Below are 24518 nucleotides of genomic sequence, written 5' to 3' on the forward strand. Positions count from 1 at the left end.
TGCGCCGCCTAGAGAGAAAGGTGGTTTGCCCATTATTAGCCTTGACGTTAACGTAAAGGCAATAACGGATACGACACCGAACCTCCAAATTAGAAAAAAAACTGTTGAGCCTTGAGTAGGAGATAGCCTGTGGAACGCGAATACATGGAATTCGACGTGGTCATCGTCGGTGCCGGCCCCGCTGGCCTGTCCGCCGCCTGCCGTCTGAAGCAGAAGGCCGCCGAAGCCGGTAAGGAAATCAGCGTCTGCGTGGTCGAAAAAGGCTCCGAAGTCGGCGCGCACATCCTGTCCGGTGCCGTATTCGAACCACGGGCCCTGAACGAACTGTTCCCGGACTGGAAAGAACTCGGCGCCCCGCTGAACACGCCCGTCACCCGCGATGACATTTTCGTGCTGAAAAACGCCGAAAGCGCGCAAAAAATTCCTGACTTCTTTGTGCCCAAGACCATGCACAACGAAGGCAACTACATTATCTCCCTCGGCAACCTGTGCCGCTGGCTAGCTCAGCAGGCCGAAAACCTGGGTGTGGAAATCTACCCGGGCTTCGCCGCTCAGGAAGCGCTGATCGATGAAAACGGCGTGGTGCGCGGGATCATCACCGGCGACCTCGGTGTCGACCGCGAAGGCCATCCGAAAGAAGGCCTGTACACCCCGGGCATGGAACTGCGTGGCAAATACACGCTGTTCGCCGAAGGTTGCCGTGGCCACATCGGCAAGCAATTGATCAAGCGCTACAACCTCGACAGCGATGCCGACGCCCAGCACTACGGCATCGGCCTGAAAGAAATCTGGGAAATCGACCCGGCCAAACACCAGCCAGGTCTGGTGGTGCACACCGCCGGTTGGCCGATGGACATCATGGGCACCGAGAACACCGGCGGTTCCTTCCTCTATCACCTGGAAAACAACCAGGTTGTAGTCGGCCTGATCGTCGATCTGTCCTACAGCAACACCTACCTGTCGCCATTCGACGAATTCCAGCGCCTCAAGCATCACCCGGTGCTCAAGCAGTACCTGGAAGGCGGCAAGCGCATCAGCTACGGCGCACGTGCGATCTGCAAAGGCGGCCTGAACTCGCTGCCGAAAATGGTGTTCAAGGGCGGCGCGCTGATCGGTTGCGACCTCGGCACCCTGAACTTCGCCAAGATCAAGGGCAGCCACACCGCGATGAAGTCCGGCATGCTCGCCGCTGAATCCGTGGCCGACGCGCTGTTCGCCGAAAAGGACGGCACCGAAGAGCTGACCACCTACGTCGACGCCTTCAAGAAGAGCTGGCTCTACGAAGAACTGTTCGCCAGCCGCAACTTCGGCCCGGCGATCCACAAGTTCGGCGCCATCGTCGGCGGCGGTTTCAACTGGCTGGACCAGAACATCTTCGGCGGCAAACTGCCGTTCACCCTGCACGACACCAAGCCGGACTACGCCTGCCTCAAGCTTGCGGCCGACTGCAAGAAGATCGATTACCCGAAACCCGACGGCAAGATCAGCTTCGACAAGCTGAGTTCGGTGTTCATCTCCGGTACCAACCATGAAGAAGAACAGCCGTGCCACCTGAAGCTGACCGACCCGACCATCCCGTTGAGCCGCAACCTGCCGATGTACGACGAACCGGCGCAGCGCTACTGCCCGGCCGGCGTGTATGAAGTGATCACCAAGGAAGACGGCGAGAAGCGCTTCCAGATCAACGCCCAGAACTGCGTGCACTGCAAGACCTGTGACATCAAGGACCCTTCGCAGAACATCACCTGGGTGACGCCGGAAGGCGCCGGCGGCCCGACCTACCCGAATATGTAAGTCGAACCGCTGAACATCAAGGCTCCCTGTATGGGGGCCTTTTTGTTGCCGCGATTTGTAAAGGATCAAGCCGCCCGCTCATCCCCCGGACTACGCTCGAAATAACGTTTGTACTCGCGACTGAACTGCGATGTGCTCTGATACCCCACCCGATGCGCCACCTGCGCCACACCCAATCCCTCGGCGATCAACAGCGTCTGCGCCTTCAACAAACGTAAACGCTTCAGATACTGCACCGGCGACAGCAACGTGCTGCGTTTGAAGTGTTCGTGAAAGGTTGAAACGCTCATGTTCGCGCAACCGGCCAGCGTCTCGACATTCAACGGCTCGGTGTAATGCGCATGCAGATGACTGATCGAAGCCGCCACCCGGGCAAACTGCCCCTGCTGCTCCACCAACGCCCGCAGCACATCGGCCTGAGGCCCTCGCAACGCCACGAACAACAATTCGCGCACCCGCGCCGGTCCGAGAATCTGGCATTCCAGCGGATCGTGCAGGCAGCGCAGCAAGCGCTCGACACAACCGCGCATGTCATCGTCGAGCACCACCGAGGTCATCGACTCCGGTGTCTGCGCCGGAATATGCCGCCCCGGCGCCAGCCCCATGGCCAATACCAGTTCGCCGAGCAGCACCCGGTCGATCGCCACCGACACGCCGAGCAACGGCGCATCCGGTAACGCATAGGTTTCGCACTCGAATGGTACCGGCAAGGCCTGGATCAGATAATGCCCGGCGCCGTATTCCATGGTGCGCGGCCCCAGATACGCGAGCTTGCTGCCCTGAGCAATGATCATCAGGCTCGGTTCATAAATGTGCGGACCACGGGCGACGTCGCAACTGGCACGCAACACCTGTACGCCCGGCAGCCCGGTCTGGCTGTAACCATCGCGCAGCGCCAGCGGTTCGATCAGCGAAACCAGGGTGGCGTTGGCATCAAGGTGACGGGTCAATTGCATCGGGTGGCTCTTCAGAAAAAATCACGGAAAAAGGGATAAAAGCATCATCGCAGATCCTTTTGCCAATGCGACCGATCAACCCCGCATGCCGGAGGATTAGGCATGACACCCGGAGGAATCGCCATGGCCGGCCGGGCGGACGGCGCCCAGAATGCGCCGCCTCACTTGTCACTGCTTTTGCGAGGTTTCATATGTACACCGCCATCGGCTATGCCGCTCAAACGGCCACCACGCCCCTCGCCCCGATGAAGTTTGAACGCCGCAGCCCCCGTGTCGACGACGTCGCCATCGACATCCTGTACTGCGGCGTCTGCCACTCCGACATCCACCAGGCGCGCAACGAATGGGGCATCGCCGTTTACCCGTTGATGCCCGGCCACGAGATCGTCGGAAAAGTCACCGCTGTCGGTGCGAACGTCACCAAACACAAGGTCGGAGATCTGGTCGGTGTCGGCTGCATGGTCGACTCCTGCCGCACCTGCGAAGCCTGCCAGTCGAACCTCGAGCAATACTGCCTCGAAGGTCCGACCATGACCTATGCCACTCCCGACCGGGTCGACGGCAGCAACACCATGGGCGGTTATTCGGACAGCATCGTGGTCAGCGAACACTTCGTGGTGCGTATTCCCGAGAAGCTGGATCTGGCGGCGGCTGCGCCGATTCTCTGCGCCGGCATCACCACCTACTCGCCGCTCAAGCACTACGGCGTGAAGGCCGGCGACAAGGTCGGGATTCTCGGCATGGGCGGTCTCGGCCACATGGGCATCAAGTTCGCCAAAGCCATGGGCGCCGAAGTGACGCTGTTCACCCGCTCGGCGAGCAAGGCCGAGGAAGGTCGTCGTCAGGGCGCCGATCACGTGGTCGTCTCAACCGACGAAGAGCAGATGAAAGCTGCGGCCGGTCGCTTCGACTTCCTGCTCGACACCATACCGGTGCAGCACGACCTCAACCCGTACCTCGACACCCTGCGCTTCGACGGCGTGCATATTCTGGTGGGCCTGATCGAACCGATCGATCCACCGGTCCACGCCGCCAAACTGGTGCTGGGTCGTCGCGTGCTCGCAGGTTCGTTGATCGGCGGCGTTGCCGAGACCCAGGAAGTGCTGGATTTCTGTGCCGAGCACAACATCAGTTGCGACATCGAAATGCTCGACATCCGCCAGATCAACGAGGCCTACGCCCGCATGATTGCCGGTGATGTGAAGTACCGCTTCGTGATCGACATGGCGACTCTGAAGCTTTAAACCTTCAGGCCGAGCTCCGCCGAAAGCCGGGCCGTGACCCCTTTGATCAGGGGAATCAGCTCGGCCATTTTCTCCAGCGGCATGTACGGCACGGTGCTGGCGATGCTGATCGCCGCGACGATACGCTTGCTCGCGTCGCGGATCGGCGCCGCCACACAGCGGATCGACGGTTCGTTGTCTTCCAGATCGAACGCGTAGCCGCCGGCCACGTACTCGGTCATCCGCTGCTCCAGCTGCTCCCACGACTGCTGAGGATGCTGTGGCCAGAACTGACTTTTCCCACCCGCCGGCAGGCTGATGTCATACAGACGCTGCCAGTCCTGCGGCGCGTCATCCAGCATCAGCGCCTTGCCGATCCCGGTGCGCGCCAGCGGCATGCGATGGCCGACCCGTGAGCGCATTTCCGGGCCGTTGCGTCCTGGGTTCTTCAACAAGTAGAGCACCTCGTCGCCTTCACGAATCCCCAGGTGAACGGTGTCACCGGTCAGCGCCGACAACTCGTCCAGATACGGCCCGGCGAGGGTCACCAGCGGCAACTCTTCGCGAGCCTGGAAACCCAGCTCGATCAACTTCGGCCCCAGCAGATAACCGACTTGCGGCACGACGCGCAGGTAACGCTCGTCCACCAGGCAACTGGCCAGACGATGGGTGGTGCTGCGCGTTGTACCGATCAGGCGGGCAATCTCTTTGAGATCGCGGGCGCCACTGGCGACCGCCTGCACCACACCCAACCCGCGAAGCAGGGTCTGGGTGCCGGTCGGTGCGGCGTCCTTGGCGTTTTTCGGGGCGTCTTCCTGCATATCCAGCCTTTAGCGTTGAGCGAGGGAACGGGCGGCATTATGGTCGCCCGACAGGGACGACTACAACTCGATGCGCTCGACCTTGCCCACCAGCAGCACGTAGGACAAAGCACCAATCAATGCCAGAACCGCGATGTAGGTGATCGCCGGAGCGAACGAATCGCCGCTGGCCAGGAAGCCGATGACAATCGGTGTGGCGATCGCCGACAGGTTGCCGATGAAGTTGAACACTCCGCCGGTCAAGCCCAGCAACCGTGCCGGCGCCAGGGTCGAGACCAGCGACCAGGTGATCGACGCCAGCCCGTTGCCGAAAAACGCCAGGGCCAGGAAGGCAATCACCAGCGGCGTCGATTCGACGAAGTTGGCACCGATGATCGAGGTGGAAATCAGCAACCCGCCAATGATCGGCAACTTGCGCGCAAACCCGACGGTGCAGCCACGGCGAATCAGGAAGTCGGAAAAGAACCCCGAGCACAGCACGCCGATGAACGCGGCGAGAAACGGCAGCGACGCCAGCAGGCCGGACTTGATGAAGTCCATGCCGCGATACTTCACCAGGTAGGTGGGGAACCACGTCAGGAAAAACCACAGCGTCGAGTTGAGGCAGAACTGGCCGAGGTAAATCCCCCACAACTTGCGCTTGCTGAGGACGATGCCGAGATCGGTCCAGCTGAATTTCGCCTTCACCTTGGCGGTTTCAGCGGCGATGTCCACCAGCCCGCCGCCCTCGCGGATCAGGTCGATTTCACCTTCGTTGGCGCCTTTGAAATCCCGTGGCTCGCGATACACCGCGTACCAGATCGCCGCCCAGAGGATGCCCACCGCACCGGTCACGACAAACACCATGTGCCAGCCAAACTCGTGTTGCAGCCAAGCCAGCACCGGGGTCAGAAACGCCAGCCCGACAAACTGCCCGGAGGTATAGAAGCCGATGGCCGTGGCCCGTTCACGCTCTGGGAACCAGGTCGTTACCACACGGCTGTTGATCGGATACGCCGGCGCTTCCAGCGCACCGACCGCCATGCGCAGCACGAACAGGGCGATGAAACTCGCGGCGAAGCCGAGCATCACCGTGGCCAGTGACCACAACAGCAGCGCGACGCTGTAAAGGATGCGCGGCGGCACCCGATCCACCAGCCAGCCTCCGGGAATCTGCATGGCCGCGTAGGTCCAGCCGAACGCGGAAAAGATCAGCCCGACGTGCACCGGATCGATGCCCAATTCGGTGGTGAGCGCCGGGGCGGCAATCGACAGGTTGCTGCGGTCGAGGTAGTTGATGACCACGGTGATGAACAGCAACACCATGATGAAGAATCGCTTGCGGCTGGGCGTGACTAACGTCGCTTGCCCGGTGAGGGTTTGCGGTTGCATGGGGAGCGCCTCTTCTTATGTTTATTGAGGTCGGAAGGTATGCAGATCTCCGCTCCCTGGAGATCAAGACTGTGGGAGCCAGCCTGCTGGCGATAGCGGTGTGTCAGTCACCATAATTTGTGGATGTGCTGACCCAATCGCCAGCAGGCTGGCTCCCACAGGGTTTATTGGTGAATCAGGCGACAATCACCACTCGGCAAAACTGCCATCGGCATGACGCCAGATCGGGTTGCGCCAGCGGTGGCCGACTGCCGCGCGTTCGATGACGTATTCCTCGTTGATCTCGATCCCCAGGCCCGGGCCGTTCGGGATCTTCACAAAGCCTTTGTCGTAGTCGAACACCCGTGGGTCCTTCACATAATCGAGCAGGTCGTTGCTCTCGTTGTAATGGATGCCCAGGCTCTGCTCCTGGATAAACGCGTTGTAACAAGCCGCATCCAGTTGCAGACACGCCGCCAGTGCAATCGGCCCCAGCGGGCAGTGCAGCGCAAGCGCCACGTCGTAGGCTTCAGCCATGTTGGCGATCTTGCGGGTCTCGGTGATGCCACCGGCGTGGGAGGCATCCGGCTGGATGATGTCGACGTAACCTTCGCTCAACACCCGTTTAAAATCCCACCGCGAAAACAGCCGCTCGCCGAGGGCAATCGGGGTGCTGGTCAGTGGTGCCAGCTCTTTCAGCGCTTCGTAGTTTTCGCTGAGCACAGGCTCTTCGATGAACATCAGTTTGTACGGATCAAGTTCTTTCATCAGCACCTTGGCCATGGGCTTGTGCACCCGGCCATGGAAATCGACGCCGATGCCGACGTTCGGACCCACCGCGTCACGCACGGCAGCGACGTTGGCCAGCGCCAGGTCAACTTTCTCGAAGGTATCGAGGAATTGCAGTTCTTCGGTGCCGTTCATTTTCACCGCAGTGAAACCACGGCCCACCGCTTCTTTCGCGGCCCGCGCAGTGTCTGCCGGGCGGTCGCCGCCGATCCACGAATACACGCGGATCTTGTCCCGCACCTGACCACCGAGCAGATCACTGACCGACACGCCGAGCGCCTTGCCCTTGATGTCCCACAGCGCCTGATCGATGCCGGCCAGTGCGCTCATGTGGATGGCGCCGCCACGGTAGAAGCCGCCGCGATACAGCACGGTCCAAATGTCTTCGATATTGCGTGGGTCTTTGCCGATCAGGTAGTCGGACAATTCCTCGACCGCAGCGGCGACGGTGTGGGCCCGGCCTTCGACCACAGGCTCGCCCCAACCGGTCACGCCCTCGTCGGTTTCGACCTTGAGGAAGCACCAGCGCGGCGGGACGATGAAGGTGGTCAGTTTGGTGATTTTCATCTGCTTGTTTCTCTTGTTGGATGCAGCGCACGCAGCGCCGGAAAAGTCTCAGCGAAGGGCCTTCCAGGCCGCCACGTAAGCCTTGGCATTGGCCGCTACTTGTTCAGTTGTCATGCCCGGTTTGAACAGCCCGGAACCGAGGCCGAAACCTTTGACGCCGGCATCGATGAACGCCTGCATGTTGTCCGGCGTGATGCCGCCGACCGGCGCCAGGATCGTCCCGACCGGCAGCACCGCCAGCCAGGCTTTCACCACCGCAGGGCCCATCTGTTCGGCCGGGAACAGCTTGAGAATGTCCGCGCCCTCCTCCAGCGCGGCGAAGGCCTCAGTCGGCGTGGCAACACCCGGCGACAGATACAGCCCCGCCGCTTTCGCCGCCCGCAACACCTTGGCATCGCTGTGGGGCATGACGATCACCTGGCCGCCGGCCTCCTTCACCAACTCCACCTGTTCCGGGGTCAGCACCGTGCCGGCACCGATCAGGCAATCGGCGGGCAAGGTCTTACGCAGGATGCGAATGCTTTCGTACGGCGCGGGGGAATTGAGCGGTACTTCGATGACGCGAAATCCGGCCGCATACAGGACTTCTCCGACAGCCGTGGCCTCCTGCGGATGCAGGCCGCGCAGGATCGCGATCAGACCGTTTTGTGCCAGTGCTTGCTTGAGCATGTCAGGCCTCCAGTCAGGGTTAACGGGATGAGGAATCGATCAGTCCGGCGGCGAGCGCCAGTTGCCACAGCCCACGCTCGGTGGCCTGCTCGGCCAGGGTCACCCGGGTAAAACCGCAGGCGTCGAGGGCACGGCTGTAACGGACGCACAACTGCGCGTTGCCGATGAGGATGATCGAAGGAAGATGTGCGCTGTTGCGCCGGCGCCGTTGCACGGTGGCCAGCGCTGTCAGTTCGTGGCCGATCAGCAGGCCGGACAGATAGTCCGGTTGTGCGGTGGGGCTGAGTTCACCGGTCAGGCCCAGGCTGCGGGCGCTGAACAAGGTCGACAGCACGCCGATCTCGCCCTCCGCCGACAGCGCCACCTGCACGCCGCGATCAAATGCCTCGGCGTCGAACGTCGCGCTGTGCTGCTGGGTACGGCCGAGAATGCTGTGTTCACTGAGCACGGCGAACACTTCGCCGGTCATGAAGGTGTCGAAACGGGTGATGCAGCCGTCGGCCACTTCCACCCATTTCGAATGACTGCCCGGCAGGCCGATCAACAGATCATTGCCCGCCTCGACCGGCAGATTCTGCAAGACGCCGAGGACCTGGGTTTCTTCGCCGCGCATCACGTTCGGCAGTGCCGAACGCTGAATCACACCCGGCACGATGTGCACATCGACACCGCGAAGGCTGCGAACGGTTTGCAGGGATTTTCCGAGATCGGCGACATTGGCCGGCGTATCGCGGTAGGACGCTTCGCGCCAGCCCTGGGCGCTGCCGACCATGCCGCAGGCGATCACCGGCAAGTCGGGCTGCGCATCGAGCCAGTCACCGCAGGCCTCGTCGAACGCCAGTTCAAAACCCTCGGCGCATTCACGACCGTTGATGACCCGCGGCTTCTTCGGCAACTGCATGATCCCGAACGACAGCGACCGCTGCGCCAGCACCTGCCCGCCCGCCCCGAGTTTGTAAGCACGTAGGGAGGTCGTCCCCCAATCGAGCGCGATCAATTGCGCCAGCATCGCTTCACCTGTTTTGTTATTGGCAGTGAGTGAGCCGGACTATAAACCCGGGCACAACAAAATCTCAATATATAAATAACAATCCCACAATATGAGACAAAGACAAAAAAATACCGCAGACCGTAACAGCGCCTTCAGAGAAATTCACTTTCCCTGCAGGAACCGTCTCGGGCTGCGGTATTCCTGTCGCGGCTCAGTTGCCCTCGGCAAACTCCCTCAATACCTTGCCATCCATGCGGTAACGCACCCACTCTTCCTGCGGCTGGGCGCCGAGGGATTTGTAGAATTCGATGGCCGGGGTGTTCCAGTCCAGCACGCTCCATTCGAAGCGGCCGCAGTCGTTGGCGCAGGCGATCTTCGCGAGGTGGCGCAGCAGGGTTTTGCCGGCGCCGCCGCCCCGTTGCTCGGGGGTGATGTAGAGGTCTTCGAGGTACAGGCAGTTACTGCCCAGCCAGGTCGAATAGCTGAAGAAGAACACCGCAAAACCGATCGGCAGACCGTCACGCAGGCAGATCAGGCCGTGGGCGGTGGCGCCTTCGCTGAACAGACTGCGCTCGATGTCGGCGACGCTGGCGATGACTTCGTGACGGGCCTTTTCGAAGTCGGCAAGTTCAGTGATGAACGCGAGGATTTGCGGAGCATCGCTGGGGGTCGCCGGGCGGATTTCGATCGTCATGGACGGGCCTTGTCGGAAAAATGAAAACGCCATACTAAGGCGGCGCGCGGCGCTCGTCACATGGCAATCCACAGATTAGGCTAACGCGGCCGATCACTCTGAAGGATATTCATGAACGCATTCGAACCACTGGCCTCACTCGCCGCCGAACTGCTGCCCCACGCACTGGAGCCGTCGGAGGATGGCGCCCATGACCTGTCGCACCTGCAGCGGGTCTGGCACAACGCGCGAACCTTGCAGGCCGAAGAAGGCGGCGACCTTGAAGTGCTGCTGGCGGCTGTGCTGTTGCACGATTGCGTGGCCGTGGAAAAGAACTCGCCACTGCGTTCACAGGCATCGCGCCTGGCAGCGGAAAAAGCAACAACGGCGCTGGCAAACCTGAACTGGCCCGAAGCCAGAATCAGCGCCGTCACCCACGCCATCGAAGCCCACAGTTTTTCCGCCAACATCACACCGACAACTCTCGAAGCCCGCCTCGTGCAGGACGCCGACCGTCTCGACTCCCTCGGCATGCTCGGTGTCGCCCGCACCTTCTACACGGCCGGACGCATGGGCAGCGCGCTGTACGACCCGCACGATCCCGAAGCCCGGGAAAGGGACTACGACGACAAGCGATTCTGCCTCGATCATTTCCGGACCAAACTGCTGCACCTTGCCGACGGTTTCCAGACCGCTGCCGGACAACGTCTGGCACAGATCCGTCATCAACGCCTGAAAGGTTTCATGGAGCAATTCAAGGAAGAAATCGGCGTCGCCTGAAAGCATTACTCCGGTCAATCACGATCCTGAGATCGCCAAGCTCAGACCTAAACCACGGGCCTGACGTGCTAGATAGATGACGCTCAATTTTTCCGGTCAAGGAACCGCGTCATGCCTCAAGCAACACCCCAGGTCCCGGGCAAACTGTTCGGCCTGTTCTGCCTCGCCAGTTATCTGTTGTCGCTGTCCTATGGCGCGACGTTTCTGCTCTCGCTGCTGATCGGTTCGCGCGGCGGCAACGAACACGATGCCGGCAGCGTGATCAGCGCGGCGATGCTCAGCACCTTCGTTGCGGTGCTGGTGTCCGGGCACCTGTCCGACTGGCTGGGCGCGGCGCGTTCGATTGCGCTGTTCGGGCTGTTGCTGGTGGCGGCGAGCCTCGGGTTTGCGATGACGCCAGGTTTCGGCCATCTGCTGCTGTTTTTCGGTTTGCTGCTCGGATTAGGCTGGGGCGTTTTCTATACGCTGGGGCCGATCATCGTCGCCAGTCTGGTGAGCCCGGCACAGCGGGCGAAATACTTTGCGCTGCTGTCCGGCAGCATGATGACCGGGATCGGCAGCGGCCCGCTGCTCGGGCGCGCCGCCAGTGCGCTGGGGTTGCCGGTGACGTCGGCTTTCTATCTGGCGGCGGTGGCGAGCCTGATCGGCGTGCTGTTGTTCTGGCGTCTCGGTGCCCGCCTGAAAAGTACACAAGCCGCGTCAGCGGCAAAAATCAGCTGGCAGGCGACTGCTCAGGTGCTCAGTTCCCGAGCCGTGTTTCCGATCATCATGGTCGGCCTCGGCGGTTGCGTATTTGGTGGTCTGTCGAGTTTCCAGACCAGCTATGCCGCCGCCCGTTCGCTGGGTTATTCGCTGTTCTTCCTGGGCTTCATGAGCGCTGCCATCAGCAGCCGGATGTTGATCGCAGGCTATGTGGTCAAGCGTGATCCGCTGCGGGCATCGTGTCTGCTTTCGGGGTTGATGCTGGGCTCGATCGTGCTGTTTGCGTTCGGCGTGCAAAGCAGTTTCAGCTATCTGCTGGCGGCAGTGATGCTCGGTGTCGGATACGGCCTCACCTACTCGGTGATCAACGGACTGGCAGCCAACGAGGCACCGGCCGGCACCACATCCCAGGCATTGTTGCTGTTCAGTCTTTCTTATTTCATCGGTGTATTCGGCTTCCCGCTGCTGGCCGGAAAAATCATCGTCGAACACGGCATGGCGACGCTGTTGCTGACGGTGCTGGCGGTGGCGGCGTTGAACTGGTCGATCACTGTCGGCCGTCTGCTCTGGCGACGGCTCAGGGTGGAAAGCGCTCTGACGAACTGAACCGTTCGTCATTCAATCGGCACCTATGCCACACGAGGGCAGACCAAGATCAGGTATGGATTCCAATCACTGGAGACACACCATGATCTCGTCAAGGTTGACTGCTTTCGTGTTTACCACCCTGCTCTGCCCCGTGGCATTCGCGGCGACCGCCGCCGGCACCGGCCCCACTGACCCGGTCACACCGCCGCGCGCGCCTGCGATCAATAGCGCGCCGGGCATGAATACCGATGGTTCCGGCGTTCCGCTGATCAATCAGCCGCCGGCCACCGGAACCGATCCGCGCACCCAAGGCAATGACCCGGGTCGCCAGGGTGGTATGAACACGCCGGATTCTCCCACTACCCCAGACAACTCCGGCTCCGGTATCGGTTCGAAAACCACCACCGGAGGCTCGGGTTCCGAAGGCACCGGTCAGTAGGCGGAAGATTCGCGGATCAGCGCATCGACCTCATCAGAGCCCGGTGCGGTCGCCGGCCCCCAGCGAGTGACGGCCAGCGCAGCGGCGGCGTTGGCGCGCCTGGCGGCTTCATCAGCCGCCAGACCTTGCGCCAGCCCGGCGACAAACACACCGGCATGCGCGTCACCTGCGCCGTTGCTGTCCACCGCCTGCACCTTGAACCCCGGCACATGCTGGCGCTCGCCGTGCTGATGAATCCAGCAGCCTTGCGGGCCGTCGCGGACCACCATGAGCACACCTTGTGGCAGGTGCACGGCCAAGCGGTCCAGCGCCCTTTCGATGTCCGCTGCGCCGGAGAAACGCAGCGCCTCGACACTGTTGCTGGTCCACACGTCGATGCGCGGCAGCAACGCCTGCATCATCGGCGAGTCCGGGGATTCCACCAGCGGGCCCGGATCGAACACCACGTTGATCGTCTCGGGCAGCGCCAGCGTCCAGTCCAGCAACGCCTGGGCCTTGCCGCTGTGCAGGAGGCTGTAGCCGCTGACGTAGACATAGTCCCCCGCCTCGGCGGCAACGCTATTCAACTCCGCCGCCGTCACTTCACCTTCAGCGCCGATGTAGGAAATGAAACTGCGCTCGGCCGACGCATCGGTCAGCGCCACGCAAATCCCGGTGTCACGCCCTGCAGGCTTTTCAATGCCGATGCGAATGCCTTCGGCGTTCATCGCCTGCCGCGCCAGATCACCGAAACGACCGTTGCCGTGGCGACCCAGATAGACCACCGACAAACCGTTACGCGCGGCGGCGGCCATCACATTGAAGCCGCCGCCGGCTTCGAAACTCGCGGACTGCGCCAGCACGTCACCGCCGATTTGCGGCAACGCATCCACGGCCATGACCAGGTCGATGATGACCTGGCCGGTGTGCAACATCTTAGGCATGAGCATTCTCGGTTTGCGCGGCGCGGCGGTCTTTCGCCCCGCCGAGTACGAAGTAAATGCTGCCGGCCACCACGAAGGTCACGATCCAGCCGAGGCCGTTATGGCCCAGCCAGGAATCGGACAGGAAACCTTTGAACCAGACGTTCTCGGCGGTGGTGCCGATGGTGGTGAAGCTGAAGCCCAGCACGATGGCAATCGCCCACGCGCCGAATGCGCGCCACTCAATGCCGCCGCTGTACCAATAGGCGCTGCTCGGGCTGACGTCGAGCAGGTCTTTGGGGCTGTAGTAGTGACGGTGAATCAGGTCCACCACGAAGATCCCGACCCAAGCGGTGATCGGCACCGCCAGCAGGGAGATGAAGGTGATGAACGGGCCGTAGAAACTGTCGGCGATCAGCATGAAGTAGATCGAACCGGCGAAAATCGCGACGATGTCGACCACCACCGCGTACACGCGTTTGACCTTCAGGCCGAGGGTCAGCGTGGTCAGCCCGGCGGAGTACACCGACAGGTTGTTCGACAGCAACAGGCCACCGAATGCGGTGATCAGGTACGGCACGGCCATCCAGGTCGGCAGCATGTCGCGGATCGCGACGATTGGGTCAGTCGCCGAGGCCAGGTCATTGTTGCCCACCGACAGCAGGCTGCCGAGGGTGATCAGCAGCACCAGCGGAATCCCTGCACCGAACGCCGCCGAAGCGACCAGCCGCACAGCCTTGACGCTGCGATGCTGATAGCGCGACATGTCGGCGCCGGCGTTGGCCCAGCCGATCCCGGTGCCGGCCGCCATGGTGCCGATACCGATGATCATCGCGCTCATCGGCGCCGGCGTGGCGTTGAACACCGCGCTCCAGTCGATGGTCGCGCAGAGGAAGCCGCCCACCAGAATGTTCAGCGCGCCGAACACGTAGGTCGCCCACTTCTGGATCACCAGCAAGGTGGCGTGGCCGAGGCCGGACACCGACAGGGTCAGCAACACGAAAATCGCGATGAAGATCAGGGTCAACACCGGCGCGCTTTTGGCTTCAACCGGCGAGCCAAACAGGATCGAGCACAGCGACAGCAACACGAACGCCGCCGTGGTGGTGTTAACGGTTTCCCAGCCCAGGCGCGACATCAGCGACACCAGCGTCGGGCCGATATTGCCGCGCACACCGAAGATCGCCCGCGACAGGGTCAGGCTCGGCGCACGACCGCGACGTCCGGCAATCGAGATGATCCCCACCACCGCGAACGAGCCGGCAGCACCGAGGATCGCGACGATGATTGCCTGCCAGATCGCCAGACCACGAAACGCAACCAGCGTGGCGCCCAGTGGCAGGCCGAGAATGGAAATGTTGGCCGCAAACCAGACCCAGAACAGTTGCAGCGGATGGCCGTTGCACTCGCCTTCCGGCACCGGTTCGATGCCCCGGGTTTCCAGTTGCCCGGCGCTTTGCCCGGCGTTCGATGAACTCATGAGTGATGCTCCTGTTTGCCTTTATTGTGGTTGTGGCAATGACGCAGAACGACAAGACATCCCGCCCTTCCTGGGCCTGTCTGCGCGATCCATTGCGGGTGAATATTCGAGATTTGTTATGCGCCTTTCGCGAGCAGGCTCGCTCCCACATTTGAATTTGTGGCGTTCACACAGCCCCTGTGGGAGCGAGCCTGCTCGCGATGGCGTCAGCCCGGTCAACGCAGGGCCAACAGCCCTGTCACCATTGGCTCAAGCTCCAGACCATTGACGGCTTTCACCGTCTCGATCATCGCCGCCGGCCAGCTCTGCAGGCCCAGGCAGGCCCCGAGCATGGCACCGAGAATCGCGGCGATGGTATCGGTGTCGCCACCCAGGTTCGCGGCCATGCACAGCGCATCGAACGGCGTCATTTCACCCACCGCGACTTGCTGCGCGAGGGCGAACGACACCACCACCGATTCCTGCGACGCCACCGAGGTGCCGATCACGTCGTACAGCAGATCCGCGAGCAACACCGGGTCACTTTCGACACTGATGCTGCGTGCCCAACTGATCCGCGAGGCGATACGCCCACCGGCCACCCAGTGCCCGTGCGCTTCCGCCTGCTGGGCGATTTGCTGACCGAGGTTCAGCGCCTCGCCCAGATCCAGGCCGTTGATGCCGGCCGAGACCACCGCCGCCACCGCTGCCGCGCTGGAAATCCCCAGCGTGGTGTTGTGAGTGACCTGACAGGCCTGCACCACCGCCGCGATAAAGCGCTCGGGGTCGGCAACATCCGCCGCAATCCCCACCGGGGTAATGCGCATCGCCGCGCCATTGGTGGTGCCGTAGCGCCCGGCCTCTTCCGGCGAATGGCCGGCGAGGATCATTTCGATCGCACGTTTGGTGGATGGGCCGAGCAAGTCCTGCGAACCCTTGGCCTGCATCTCGGCTTCCCATTCGATCAGCCGTTGCGCCAGCACCGCCGGCTCGATCCGGCCCTTGCCTTCGACCAGCAACTCGCCGACCAGAATCGCCTGTTCGGTGTCATCAGTGATCGAGCCTTTTGGCATGTCCGCGGCAATCGGTTGCAAGGGGCCGGCGTCTTGCAGATCGGTGATCTGGCCGAAGCGCTGCTTGATGGTTTCGCGGTTCAGGGATTGCGTCGGCATGCCAAGTGCGTCGCCGAGGGCCAGGCCATAAAACGCGCCCAGGGCACGGTCGAGGGCGGTCATTTCGATTCTCCAAATTGCAGGTGCAGACGGAAATGCACCGGGTCGAGCAGGCTTTCGACTTGCTCCATGAAACGGTTTTGCCGGTCGTAGGTGGTGCGCAGTGCTTTGAGGAACACCGTGCCTTCGGGACGGCCGAGCAGCTCGGCGTCCACCGCGTTGAGCGGTTCAGCGCCGATCCATTGATCGCCGCGTTCGCCGATGTAGCCGTAGGCCGCCAGGGTGACGGTCAGCGAATTGTCGATCAGGCCCACGCGCGGCAGGCTTTCCAGGCCTCCGGTGGCGGGCATCAATGAGCGTTCGAGGGAGACCAGCGTGCCGTCGTTGGAACGGCGACGACGATCGAGGGTGATGAATTGGTCGGTGCCGAAGCGCGGCAGCAGATCGGGCCGGGTCACGGCTTCTAGGCGCAGCACTTCGGTGTTGATCAGCGCCCCGCTGTCGGCCAGAGCCTGGGCCCAGCCGCTGCGCTGATCGAGGACCACACCGTCGAAAGTGACGATGGAACCGACCCCGCTTTGCGTGGCGATGTAATTGCGCCGCTTCAGTTCGGCCAGCGCTTCGCGCAACGTGCCACGGCTGACGTTGAATTCCTGAGCCAACTGATGCTCACCGGGCAACAAAAAGCCGTCCTCCATGAGGCCGCTTTCGATGCGTCGGACGAGTTCGTCGACCACCCGTTGTTTCTTGTCAAATCGTACCTGTCTAATCATGTACAAAGTGATAACCGAAACGGGTTGGGACGAGCAAGGTAATTTTTGGGGAAGGTGACAAAAGGCGCGGTACTGGAGGTACCCTCTCCCAAAGGAGAGGGTCAGCAGAATATTGATCTCAGCGCTGTTTCAGACGGTCGATCACCACAGCCAGCAGCAGAATCGAACCCCGAATCACATACTGATAAAACGTGTCGATATTCTTCAGATTCATCGCATTCTCGATAATCGCCAGAATCAGCACCCCGGCAATCACATGCCGGATCATCCCGATCCCGCCACTCAGCGAAACCCCGCCCAGCACGCAAGCCGAAATCACCGTCAGCTCAAACCCCTGCCCGATCATCGGCTGCCCGGAAGTCATCCGCGACGCCAGGATCACGCCGGCCAGCGCACCGATCACACCATGCACGGCGAAGATAATGATCTTCGTGCGATCGACATTCACCCCCGCGAGCAACGCCGCTTCCTGGTTGCCGCCGATGGCCATGGTGTTGCGCCCGTAGGTCGTGTAATTCAGCAGCCAGCCGAAAAACAGGAAGCAGACGATGGTGATCAGGATCGGCACCGGCACGCCGAACAACTGGCCGTTGCCGAAGACGAAGAACGATTCCTGCGATACGCCCACCGCTTTGCCATTGGCAAAAATGTAGGCCAGGCCACGGACGATCTGCATGGTCGCCAAGGTCGTGATCAGCGCATTGACCCGCAACTTGGCAATCACGATGCCGTTGATCAGCCCGACGATCAGGCCCATCACCAGCGCCGCGCTGACGCCGAGAAACACGCTGTTGGTGTCGCGCATCACCACTGCCGCAACCACCCCGGCGCAGGCAATCACCGAACCCACCGACAAGTCGAAATGCCCCGACGCCAGGCAATACAGCATGGTGCACGCCGCGATGCCGGTGGTGGAAATCGCCAGGCCCAGGCCACGCATGTTCAGCGGCGAGAGGAAGTTGTCGATCAGCAAGGTACAGGCGAGAAAGATCCCGACCGCCGCCAGCAACATGACCCAGTCATCGAGGAAGCGCCGCATATCCAGAGGTTTGCGCGCGGTCGGCAGGGTTTCGTTTTGGGTTGTCATCATAGTCACCTCTCAGTTCGCCACGCCGTCAGCGCGGTGGCGCGGCAAAGCCAGTTGCAGCAGGTTGGATTCGTTGGCCTGGTCGCGGCTGACTTCGCCACGAAGGGCGCCCTCGCACAGCACCAGAATGCGGTCGGAAATGCCCATCACCTCCATCAGATCGCTGGACACCACGATCACCGAAATACCGTCGGCAGCCAGGTTATGGATGATCTGGTAGATCTCGGCCTTGGCGCCGATGTCGATGCCCCGGGTCGGCTCGTCGAGCAGCAGGACTTTCATCGGCATCGACAGCCAGCGGCCGAGAATCGCCTTCTGCTGGTTGCCGCCGGAGAGGAACTTGATCTGCTGCCCGGCGTGTGGGGTTTTCACTTTCAGGGCCTTGATCTGTTTGTCGGCGTTGCCCTTTTCCCACATCCCGCGCAGCAGGCAACCGAGCCCTGAGTTCGCGCCGCGCGCACTGATGTTGATGTTCTCGGCGACGCTGGCGAGCGGAATGATGCCTTCCTTCTTGCGATCCTCCGGACACAGCAGAATCCCGGCGGCAATCGCATCCCGGGGCGAACGCAGTTTCAGTTCATGGCTGCGCAATTCCAGGCGTCCGGCGGTGTTGCGCTCCAGTCCACTGAGCAGCCGGAACAACTCAGTGCGCCCTGCCCCGACCAGCCCGAACAACCCCAAAATCTCGCCTTTGTGCGCGTCGAAACTGATCGGCTCACGCAGCCCCGGGCCGAGCAAGCCATCGACTCTCAGCGCCACGGCCCCGCGCGGGCGACCGCGATAATCGTAGATGTCCTGAATGTCGCGCCCGACCATGCAGGTCACCAACTGATCGTGGGTCAACTGGCTCATGTCATCGAACGTGCGCACGTAGCGACCGTCCTTGAACACCGTCACCGCGTCGCAGATGCGGAACACTTCTTCCATGCGATGGGAAACGTAGAGCACGACTTTGCCCTCGTCGCGCAACCGGCCGATGATCGCCATCAAGCGGTCGATTTCCCGCGCCGAGAGGCTGCTGGTCGGTTCGTCGAACGCGATCACATGGGCACCACGGGACAACGCCTTGGCGATTTCCACCAGTTGCCGCTGGCCGAGGGACAGGCGCCCGACCTTGGTCTGCGGGTCGATTTCATCGGCCAGGCCCTTGAGGCAGGCCAGGGCTTGCTGACGCAATGCGCCGCGATTGATCAGGCCGAAGCTGGCCGGCAGGTGACCGAGGAACAGGTTCTCGGCCACGCTCATTTCCGGCACCAGATGCAGCTCCTGGTGAATCACCGCCACGCCGCTGCCGATGCTGTCGGCGGTGGACTTGAACGCCATCGTCCGCTCGCCGATCTGCAACTCGCCGCTGCTCGGGATGTAGGCGCCGCCGAGGATTTTCAGCAGCGTTGATTTGCCGGCGCCGTTCTCGCCCATCAGGGCGTGCACCTGCCCGGGATGGGCGACGAAGCTGATGCCGTCCAGCGCCTTCACGCCGGGAAAGGTCTTGCCGATCCCTTTGAAACGCAGGCTGCCGGCACCGTGTTGTTGTGTCTGTACTTGCGCGTGCATTTAAGCCACCTCATCACACCGTTCAAGCGGCCCGGTTGCCCGGGCCGACGCTGCCGTCAGTTCCACAGGCCGATCTTTTCCAGCTCCTGCTTGAAGTTGTCGCGGGTGATCAGGGTGACGTCGTCCATCGCGGTGTACTTCGGCGGTTCTTTGCCGGTGGTGACCCACTCGTACATCATCTCGGCAGTCTTGTAGCCCTCGATGTGCGGGCTCGGCAGCATCGAACCGTAGAAGCCGCTGTTGGGCTTTTTCAGCTCGCCGATGGCGTCGGTGCCGTTGATGCCGATGCCGATCACGTTGGCCGCGGCAAACCCGGCGGCTTCCGTGGCGCGCACGCCGCCCAGCACAGTGTTGTCGTTCATGCCGCCGATGATCAGGTTCTTCGCCGCGCCCGGCAGCTTGACCAGCGCCGAGTTGGTGGCGTCCATGCTGCCCGGTACGTCGAGGGTTTTCAGGGCGGCGGTCAGGATGTGCTCTTTCGGCAGGCCGGCGTCTTCGAGCGCCTTCATGGAACCGTCGGTGCGCTTCTTGCCGGTGTCGAGTTCGTTGTAGGTGTTCACAACGGCGTAGGTGTCTTTCCAGTCCCAGTTACGCTTTTTCGCCTCGGCGGCCATGGCGGCGCCCTGCTTCTGGCCGACTTCGAACGCGGCCATGCCGAGGTACGGCACCTCTTCCATGAACTTGCCGTTGGCGTCGACGAAACGGTCGTCCACGGCGATCACTTTCAGGTCATTGAGTTTGGCCTTGGCCATGATGGCCGGGCCGAGGGACACGTCCGGCGGGCAAATCACGAAACCCTTGGCACCGTTGGCCGCAAGGCTGTCGATGGCCGAAAGGGTTTTCTCGCCATCCGGCACGGCGATCTTGATCAGCTCGAAGCCTTTGTCCTTGGCAGCTTTCTCGGCGAAGGCCCATTCGGTCTGGAACCACGGTTCTTCGGCCTGCTTGACCAGGAAACCGATCTTCACCGGATCGGCGGCCAGCAGCGAACCACTCAGGCTGAACGCAGTGACCGCCAGCGCGGCACTGCACAGGGTACGAATCCCGAAACGACGTTTCATAAGCAGACTCCTTGTTATTTTTCTTGAGCGTTATTTGAAAAGCGCTGAAGCGGTCGAAGCATGTTTCTGTAAATCATCAGGACAATAGTCATATCGTATGATGATTGGATTTCAGACGGACCTTGCCACCTGAAATCCGCTTTGTCAGTCGTGGTACATCACCGAGCGACCACCATCGATGGTGATGCACGAGGCATTGATGAACGGCGCTTCATCGCTGGCCAGGAACACGGCGGTCATCGCCACTTCGATCGGTTGGCCGATACGTTTTGGTGGATGCAGATCGAAGGCGCGCTGGCGTTCTGCGTGCGGGTCGGCGAAGCCGTTCCAGTAATCGACGTTGAGCTGGGTCTCGATGTAGCCCGGGGCGATGGCGTTGACGCGAATGCCCTTCGGCGCGTACTCGATGCCCAGCGCGCGGGTCAGACCGAGCAACCCGTGTTTGGCCACCGGGTACGGGAAACAACCGGGAATGATGTTTGTGGAATGGGTCGAGGCAATGTTGATGATGCTGCCGATGCCCTGCTCGATCATCTGCGGCAACACGGCTTTGCAACCATACCAGGCGCCGTCGAGGTCGATCGCGAAGCAGCGGTGCCAGTCTTCTTCGGTCATTTGCAGCGGATCGCGGAACACGTTGACCCCGGCGCAGTTGACCAGCACGTCGATGCGCCCGTGCAACTCGATGGCCAGTTTGGCCATGGCGTGCAGATCCTGCTGACGCGATACGTCAGCCTTGATCGCCTGCACATCGGCGCCTTGCTCACGCCAGTGGGCGGCGACTTTCTCGACCTTTTCGGCCTGGATATCGCTGATCACCAGTTTGGCCTGCTGCGAGGCGAAGGTCGCGACGATTGCTTCACCGATGCCTTGGGCGGCGCCGGTCAGCAACACAACCTTGTTTTTCAGACGCTCGCCTTTGGGTGGCTCGGGCACTGGCGGCAAGGAAAGGGGTTCAGCCATGAATCAGGACTCCTGTTCGAAAGCATAAAAAAACCGGGCATCTGACGATGTCCGGTCTGGAAGGCTTTTTGAACGAAACAGGCAAGCGCCGCTGACGGCCTCGGGCCGTTGCGGAACGCTGACTCCGCTGGGGAGAGCGATAGAGATTCGCTGCATCACTTCACCTGTTTTGTTCTTTTTAAGTGTGAGTGCGTGTTACTGCTGAAGCCGACTATAAACCCGACCGCCAAATAATCTCAATATATAATTTTGCATCCCATATTTTGGGATTTAATCAGCGAAACGCGTACAGAGTTTTCCGGCGACATCGACCCGCAGTGACAGCACGGCACCGTCCAGCGGGTGACTCAGCGGACTTGTGGCGCTGGTGATGTACAGGGTTTTCAGGTCGGCGCCGCCGAATACGCAACTGGTGGGTCGGCTGATCGGCAGGTCGATCTTGCGGTCGATCCGGCCATCCGGTGTCAGGCGCAGCAGGCAACTGCCGTCCCAGCGGGCGTTCCAGATGTAGCCCTCGACGTCCATCGCCGAACCGTCCGGGCCGCCGTGCTGATCAGCGCTGTACCAAGGCTTGCCGGTGTCGAGGTTGCCGTCGGTGTGGATGAAATAACGGTACAAGGTGCTGTCGAGACTGTCGCCGAACAGCAGCGTGGTGCCGTCGTCGCTCCAGAGCAGCGTGTTGGGAATGCCCAGGCCCCGCAGCAATGGCATGACTCGTTTATCCGGATCAACCCGGAACAGCCCACCGGAGCGACGAGTGATCGGCAGATCCTCGCCCTGCTCGCCGATGTTGTTTTGCATGGTGCCGAGCCACAGGCGGCCCTGACCATCGCAACGCGCTTCGTTGGCACGGTTGCCCGGTTGCGGATCGGCGACGCAGAACAGCGTCAACCGTGGTTCGAGTCCGGGGGAATCCAGATCCAGCCGGTAGACGCCGCTGCTCAGGGTCACCAGCGCATCGCCGCTGGCGCAGGGAATGAACGCCGAGACGTGCTCCGGCATCTGCCAGATCTGCACATTCTGCCCGATCAGCCGCAGCGCCTGTTTGCCGGCGATGTCGACCCAGTACAGCGCCTGGGTCGGTGCGTCCCAGAACGGACCTTCGCCCAGTTGCGCCCGATGCTCTGTCACCGCAGTCCACGTCATGCAACCTCCTGTCTTGTTGTTTTTGTCAGCTGGCTTTTTTGTCGGCCATCACCTGCGGGTAGAACCGCTTGATGGCCAGGTCGGCGTTGTCGATCAGGGTCATGCAGGCCCACACCCCGCGCGCGGCATCCCGGGCGGCGATGGCGTCGGCCATGTCTTTGTGGATGGGCAGCGTGCGACGCAATTCGTCGGGGTCGGCGGCAGACACTTCGAAGGACACGGCAAGCAGCGCGCCGAGGGCCGGCACCATTTGCTCGATGAATTGATTGTGGCTGGCCGCGAGAATGCATTCGTGGAAAAACTGGTCGGCGCGGTTGTGATCGATGCCGCTGTGCGCGGCCCGCTCCAGGGCGTTATAGGCCTGCTGAATGGCTTGCACCTGCTCGACGGTTGCCCGCTCGCAGGCCCAGCGCACCGCCATCGGTTCGATGGTGCGGCGCAGATCGAGCAGGTCATCGACGAAGTTTTCCGGCAAGCCGCTACGTGACAGCCAGCCCACGACTTGCGGATCGAACAGGTTCCAGCGCTTGATCGGCAACACCCGCGTGCCGACTTTCGGCCCGACTTCGAGCAGGCCTTTGGCGACGAGGGTCTTGATGGCTTCGCGGATCACGGTGCGACTGACCCCGAGCTGTTCACCCAACTCGGCCTCGACCTTGATCGCCTGCCCCGGCTTCACCTGGCCGGCGGCAATCCAGGCGCCCAGCCAGTCAACCGTTGATGCGTGAAAACTGCTCGACATGAACACCCCGAAGCCGTTCGCTGTGGTTGCCCAAGCTAATCATCATACGATTGAGAGTCAACGACAAAAAACCGCAGCCTGCTTCACAGACTGCGGTTTTTTTAAGGTTCGAGGCCGATGGGGAAGAACTCGCCACCGCTCCAGACGCCGAGCCAGCGCTGGCCGTCGATTTCTCGGCTGACTGCGAGTTCAACCAATTGGTAGAACACGTTGCGGTGGATCAGCGCTTCGAGGTTGCTGCGTACATGCACGTAGGGGGCAGGCTCTTGCGTCGTCGGATCGATCTCGACCCGGATCGGATGTTCCGCGCCGGCCTCGGTGGTTTCATCGACGTTGGTGGTAAAGCGCAGCACTTGCGCCTCCCCCTCGCCTTCCACCTCGACGGCAATCGCCACGAAGGGCGCGTCATCAACCTTGATCCCGACCTTTTCAACCGGAGTGATCAGGAAATAATCATCGCCATCGCGGCGGATGATTGTGGAAAACAGCTTGACCATCGGCTTGCGCCCGATCGGCGTACCCAGGTAATACCAGGTGCCGTCGCGGGCGATGCGCATGTCGATGTCGCCGCAGAAATCCGGGTTCCACAAGTGCACCGGCGGCAAGCCTTTGGTTTTGGGGATTTGCCCCAGCAGGTCATTGGCTTTTTGCGGGCCACTCATGGCGTACTCCTTGAATTACTGGTCCCCGACGCCCAGCAGGCTGCGCGCGTATTGCGCAAGCGGTGGGCCGATCAGGTCTTCGGGCTTGTTGTCGTGGAACGTCAGTAAACCGCCACGACTCTTGATCCGTGCAGTATCAATCAAATACTGGGTGCTGGTCTCGATCAACATGATCTGAATTACACCACCGTCGATACCGAGGCGATCCACGGCTTCCTGATCCAGCCACTCATCGGAGTTGCCGATGCGGTCGTCGGCCTTGGCGAAACGCGTGTACAGCAGGTAATGAGCTCCGGCGTCGCGGGCTTCGCCCATCGCCTGGTCGAGGCCTTCCGGCGCACGGGCCCGGCGGACCATCGGGAAGTATTCGACGAAGCCTTTGAAGGCCTCCTCGGCGACGACGTTGGGACGCGGGTAGGAACCACCCGGCGGTGCGAACGAGCCTTGCGCAATGTAGATGAACGAATCCGGCTGAATGCGGAAATTGTTTACGCGACGGCTGTCGCTGTGATCCAGCAGACCCGCGTCGCTCATCTGGTAGCGAGTCCCTTCGGCCATGTCACTGACAGTCATACAGCCGCCCAGCGCCAAAACGGCCAGCAGCAAAACCAGGCTACGCATCCTAATCCTCCAGAAGCCGGTGACGGAAAACCGG

The 24518-nt window shown here is 61.7% G+C and carries 24 protein-coding genes; 5 read left to right on the plus strand and 19 right to left on the minus strand.

From position 1 onward, the window contains the following. The first annotated feature begins 129 nt into the window (after positions 1-129). A complete protein-coding gene (locus tag DXT77_RS25920; protein WP_085696964.1) occupies positions 130-1794 on the plus strand; it encodes an electron transfer flavoprotein-ubiquinone oxidoreductase in 1665 nt (554 codons plus the stop codon). A 65-nt stretch (positions 1795-1859) separates the two neighbouring features. On the opposite strand, the gene DXT77_RS25925 is transcribed toward DXT77_RS25920, so the two are convergent. Continuing rightward, positions 1860-2750 carry an AraC family transcriptional regulator gene (locus DXT77_RS25925; RefSeq protein ID WP_074688074.1) on the minus strand — a complete coding sequence of 297 codons (891 nt, stop codon included), beginning with the start codon at positions 2748-2750 and terminating at the stop codon, positions 1860-1862. A gap of 191 nt (positions 2751-2941) precedes the next feature. On the opposite strand from DXT77_RS25925, the gene DXT77_RS25930 reads away from it, so the two are divergent. Further along, positions 2942-3994 carry an NAD(P)-dependent alcohol dehydrogenase gene (locus tag DXT77_RS25930; RefSeq protein WP_119429713.1) on the plus strand — a complete coding sequence of 351 codons (1053 nt, stop codon included), beginning with the start codon at positions 2942-2944 and terminating at the stop codon, positions 3992-3994. Here DXT77_RS25930 and DXT77_RS25935 read toward each other — a convergent pair. The 6 genes from DXT77_RS25935 to DXT77_RS25960 all read right to left on the minus strand — a co-directional run bounded on the left by DXT77_RS25935 (position 3991) and on the right by DXT77_RS25960 (position 9854). Continuing rightward, positions 3991-4794 (minus strand): IclR family transcriptional regulator, encoded by an 804-nt coding sequence (locus DXT77_RS25935; RefSeq protein WP_085710906.1) that lies wholly within the window; start codon positions 4792-4794, stop codon positions 3991-3993. The two genes, DXT77_RS25930 and DXT77_RS25935, sit on opposite strands and share 4 nt — an antisense overlap. A gap of 60 nt (positions 4795-4854) precedes the next feature. Next, entirely contained in the window at positions 4855-6165 is a 1311-nt protein-coding gene (locus tag DXT77_RS25940) for an MFS transporter (RefSeq protein WP_119429714.1), read from the minus strand. A 186-nt stretch (positions 6166-6351) separates the two neighbouring features. Further along, positions 6352-7500: a galactonate dehydratase gene (gene dgoD / locus DXT77_RS25945; protein WP_007950849.1), complete on the minus strand. Its 1149-nt coding sequence runs from the start codon at positions 7498-7500 to the stop codon at positions 6352-6354. A gap of 48 nt (positions 7501-7548) precedes the next feature. Beyond that, positions 7549-8169: a 2-dehydro-3-deoxy-6-phosphogalactonate aldolase gene (locus tag DXT77_RS25950; RefSeq protein ID WP_119429715.1), complete on the minus strand. Its 621-nt coding sequence runs from the start codon at positions 8167-8169 to the stop codon at positions 7549-7551. Positions 8170-8188: 19 nt separating this feature from the next. Then, the gene (locus DXT77_RS25955) at positions 8189-9178 is read right to left on the minus strand and encodes a 2-dehydro-3-deoxygalactonokinase (protein WP_119429716.1); all 990 of its coding nucleotides are present in this window, start codon (positions 9176-9178) and stop codon (positions 8189-8191) included. A 193-nt stretch (positions 9179-9371) separates the two neighbouring features. Continuing rightward, positions 9372-9854 carry a GNAT family N-acetyltransferase gene (locus tag DXT77_RS25960; RefSeq protein WP_039770630.1) on the minus strand — a complete coding sequence of 161 codons (483 nt, stop codon included), beginning with the start codon at positions 9852-9854 and terminating at the stop codon, positions 9372-9374. A gap of 111 nt (positions 9855-9965) precedes the next feature. Between DXT77_RS25960 and DXT77_RS25965 the strand changes: the two genes are divergently transcribed. The 3 genes from DXT77_RS25965 to DXT77_RS25975 all read left to right on the plus strand — a co-directional run bounded on the left by DXT77_RS25965 (position 9966) and on the right by DXT77_RS25975 (position 12342). Then, a complete protein-coding gene (locus DXT77_RS25965) occupies positions 9966-10613 on the plus strand; it encodes an HD domain-containing protein (protein ID WP_119429717.1) in 648 nt (215 codons plus the stop codon). A gap of 111 nt (positions 10614-10724) precedes the next feature. Next, positions 10725-11921, plus strand: coding sequence for an MFS transporter (locus DXT77_RS25970; RefSeq protein WP_119429718.1), 1197 nt, complete (start codon positions 10725-10727; stop codon positions 11919-11921). Positions 11922-12003: 82 nt separating this feature from the next. Continuing rightward, positions 12004-12342, plus strand: a complete 339-nt coding sequence (locus tag DXT77_RS25975; protein WP_119429719.1) for a hypothetical protein — start codon at positions 12004-12006, stop codon at positions 12340-12342. On the opposite strand, the gene DXT77_RS25980 is transcribed toward DXT77_RS25975, so the two are convergent. The 12 genes from DXT77_RS25980 to DXT77_RS26035 form a co-directional block, all read right to left on the minus strand. Further along, positions 12336-13265: a PfkB family carbohydrate kinase gene (locus DXT77_RS25980; RefSeq protein ID WP_119429720.1), complete on the minus strand. Its 930-nt coding sequence runs from the start codon at positions 13263-13265 to the stop codon at positions 12336-12338. The two genes, DXT77_RS25975 and DXT77_RS25980, sit on opposite strands and share 7 nt — an antisense overlap. Next, positions 13258-14724, minus strand: coding sequence for a cytosine permease (locus DXT77_RS25985; protein ID WP_119429721.1), 1467 nt, complete (start codon positions 14722-14724; stop codon positions 13258-13260). The genes DXT77_RS25980 and DXT77_RS25985 overlap by 8 nt, the downstream gene beginning before the upstream one ends. Before the next feature lie 215 nt (positions 14725-14939). Next, positions 14940-15938, minus strand: a complete 999-nt coding sequence (locus DXT77_RS25990) for an ADP-ribosylglycohydrolase family protein (RefSeq protein ID WP_119429722.1) — start codon at positions 15936-15938, stop codon at positions 14940-14942. After that, positions 15935-16648, minus strand: a complete 714-nt coding sequence (locus tag DXT77_RS25995; RefSeq protein WP_085710916.1) for a GntR family transcriptional regulator — start codon at positions 16646-16648, stop codon at positions 15935-15937. Before DXT77_RS25995 ends, DXT77_RS25990 begins: the two co-directional genes overlap by 4 nt. A gap of 118 nt (positions 16649-16766) precedes the next feature. Next, the gene (gene araH, locus DXT77_RS26000) at positions 16767-17735 is read right to left on the minus strand and encodes an L-arabinose ABC transporter permease AraH (RefSeq protein ID WP_085697229.1); all 969 of its coding nucleotides are present in this window, start codon (positions 17733-17735) and stop codon (positions 16767-16769) included. A gap of 12 nt (positions 17736-17747) precedes the next feature. Continuing rightward, positions 17748-19289, minus strand: coding sequence for an L-arabinose ABC transporter ATP-binding protein AraG (gene araG / locus DXT77_RS26005; RefSeq protein WP_119429723.1), 1542 nt, complete (start codon positions 19287-19289; stop codon positions 17748-17750). 56 nt (positions 19290-19345) lie between these two features. Beyond that, entirely contained in the window at positions 19346-20350 is a 1005-nt protein-coding gene (locus DXT77_RS26010) for a substrate-binding domain-containing protein (protein WP_119429724.1), read from the minus strand. A 144-nt stretch (positions 20351-20494) separates the two neighbouring features. After that, positions 20495-21313 carry an SDR family oxidoreductase gene (locus DXT77_RS26015; protein WP_085710919.1) on the minus strand — a complete coding sequence of 273 codons (819 nt, stop codon included), beginning with the start codon at positions 21311-21313 and terminating at the stop codon, positions 20495-20497. A 270-nt stretch (positions 21314-21583) separates the two neighbouring features. Beyond that, positions 21584-22459 carry an SMP-30/gluconolactonase/LRE family protein gene (locus tag DXT77_RS26020; RefSeq protein WP_119429725.1) on the minus strand — a complete coding sequence of 292 codons (876 nt, stop codon included), beginning with the start codon at positions 22457-22459 and terminating at the stop codon, positions 21584-21586. Between the two features lie 25 nt (positions 22460-22484). Beyond that, positions 22485-23201, minus strand: coding sequence for a FadR/GntR family transcriptional regulator (locus DXT77_RS26025; RefSeq protein WP_119429726.1), 717 nt, complete (start codon positions 23199-23201; stop codon positions 22485-22487). 101 nt (positions 23202-23302) lie between these two features. Continuing rightward, entirely contained in the window at positions 23303-23863 is a 561-nt protein-coding gene (locus DXT77_RS26030; protein ID WP_119429727.1) for a DUF1285 domain-containing protein, read from the minus strand. A gap of 15 nt (positions 23864-23878) precedes the next feature. Next, on the minus strand, positions 23879-24484 hold the full coding sequence (locus tag DXT77_RS26035) for a DUF4823 domain-containing protein (RefSeq protein WP_007950810.1): 606 nt from the start codon (positions 24482-24484) through the stop codon (positions 23879-23881). Positions 24485-24518 lie beyond the last annotated feature (34 nt).

Origin of the sequence: Pseudomonas sp. 91RF (assembly GCF_003576265.1) — a bacterium.
Classification (GTDB): Bacteria; Pseudomonadota; Gammaproteobacteria; order Pseudomonadales; family Pseudomonadaceae; genus Aquipseudomonas; species Aquipseudomonas kribbensis.

What these genes read in the sequence shown, in the direction of transcription:
- DXT77_RS25965 (WP_119429717.1), top strand. Translation starts at nt 9,966, where the DNA reads ATGAACGCATTCGAACCACTGGCCTCACTCGCCGCCGAACTGCTGCCC.
- DXT77_RS25970 (WP_119429718.1), top strand. Translation starts at nt 10,725, where the DNA reads ATGCCTCAAGCAACACCCCAGGTCCCGGGCAAACTGTTCGGCCTGTTC.
- DXT77_RS25985 (WP_119429721.1), bottom strand. Translation starts at nt 14,724, where the DNA reads ATGAGTTCATCGAACGCCGGGCAAAGCGCCGGGCAACTGGAAACCCGG.
- DXT77_RS26025 (WP_119429726.1), bottom strand. Translation starts at nt 23,201, where the DNA reads ATGTCGAGCAGTTTTCACGCATCAACGGTTGACTGGCTGGGCGCCTGG.
- araG (WP_119429723.1), bottom strand. Translation starts at nt 19,289, where the DNA reads ATGCACGCGCAAGTACAGACACAACAACACGGTGCCGGCAGCCTGCGT.
- DXT77_RS26035 (WP_007950810.1), bottom strand. Translation starts at nt 24,484, where the DNA reads ATGCGTAGCCTGGTTTTGCTGCTGGCCGTTTTGGCGCTGGGCGGCTGT.
- DXT77_RS25930 (WP_119429713.1), top strand. Translation starts at nt 2,942, where the DNA reads ATGTACACCGCCATCGGCTATGCCGCTCAAACGGCCACCACGCCCCTC.
- DXT77_RS26030 (WP_119429727.1), bottom strand. Translation starts at nt 23,863, where the DNA reads ATGAGTGGCCCGCAAAAAGCCAATGACCTGCTGGGGCAAATCCCCAAA.
- DXT77_RS25935 (WP_085710906.1), bottom strand. Translation starts at nt 4,794, where the DNA reads ATGCAGGAAGACGCCCCGAAAAACGCCAAGGACGCCGCACCGACCGGC.
- DXT77_RS25925 (WP_074688074.1), bottom strand. Translation starts at nt 2,750, where the DNA reads ATGCAATTGACCCGTCACCTTGATGCCAACGCCACCCTGGTTTCGCTG.
- DXT77_RS25995 (WP_085710916.1), bottom strand. Translation starts at nt 16,648, where the DNA reads ATGATTAGACAGGTACGATTTGACAAGAAACAACGGGTGGTCGACGAA.
- DXT77_RS25980 (WP_119429720.1), bottom strand. Translation starts at nt 13,265, where the DNA reads ATGCCTAAGATGTTGCACACCGGCCAGGTCATCATCGACCTGGTCATG.
- DXT77_RS25990 (WP_119429722.1), bottom strand. Translation starts at nt 15,938, where the DNA reads ATGACCGCCCTCGACCGTGCCCTGGGCGCGTTTTATGGCCTGGCCCTC.
- DXT77_RS26010 (WP_119429724.1), bottom strand. Translation starts at nt 20,350, where the DNA reads ATGAAACGTCGTTTCGGGATTCGTACCCTGTGCAGTGCCGCGCTGGCG.
- araH (WP_085697229.1), bottom strand. Translation starts at nt 17,735, where the DNA reads ATGACAACCCAAAACGAAACCCTGCCGACCGCGCGCAAACCTCTGGAT.
- DXT77_RS25975 (WP_119429719.1), top strand. Translation starts at nt 12,004, where the DNA reads ATGATCTCGTCAAGGTTGACTGCTTTCGTGTTTACCACCCTGCTCTGC.
- DXT77_RS25960 (WP_039770630.1), bottom strand. Translation starts at nt 9,854, where the DNA reads ATGACGATCGAAATCCGCCCGGCGACCCCCAGCGATGCTCCGCAAATC.
- DXT77_RS25950 (WP_119429715.1), bottom strand. Translation starts at nt 8,169, where the DNA reads ATGCTCAAGCAAGCACTGGCACAAAACGGTCTGATCGCGATCCTGCGC.
- DXT77_RS25955 (WP_119429716.1), bottom strand. Translation starts at nt 9,178, where the DNA reads ATGCTGGCGCAATTGATCGCGCTCGATTGGGGGACGACCTCCCTACGT.
- DXT77_RS26020 (WP_119429725.1), bottom strand. Translation starts at nt 22,459, where the DNA reads ATGACGTGGACTGCGGTGACAGAGCATCGGGCGCAACTGGGCGAAGGT.
- DXT77_RS25940 (WP_119429714.1), bottom strand. Translation starts at nt 6,165, where the DNA reads ATGCAACCGCAAACCCTCACCGGGCAAGCGACGTTAGTCACGCCCAGC.
- dgoD (WP_007950849.1), bottom strand. Translation starts at nt 7,500, where the DNA reads ATGAAAATCACCAAACTGACCACCTTCATCGTCCCGCCGCGCTGGTGC.
- DXT77_RS26015 (WP_085710919.1), bottom strand. Translation starts at nt 21,313, where the DNA reads ATGGCTGAACCCCTTTCCTTGCCGCCAGTGCCCGAGCCACCCAAAGGC.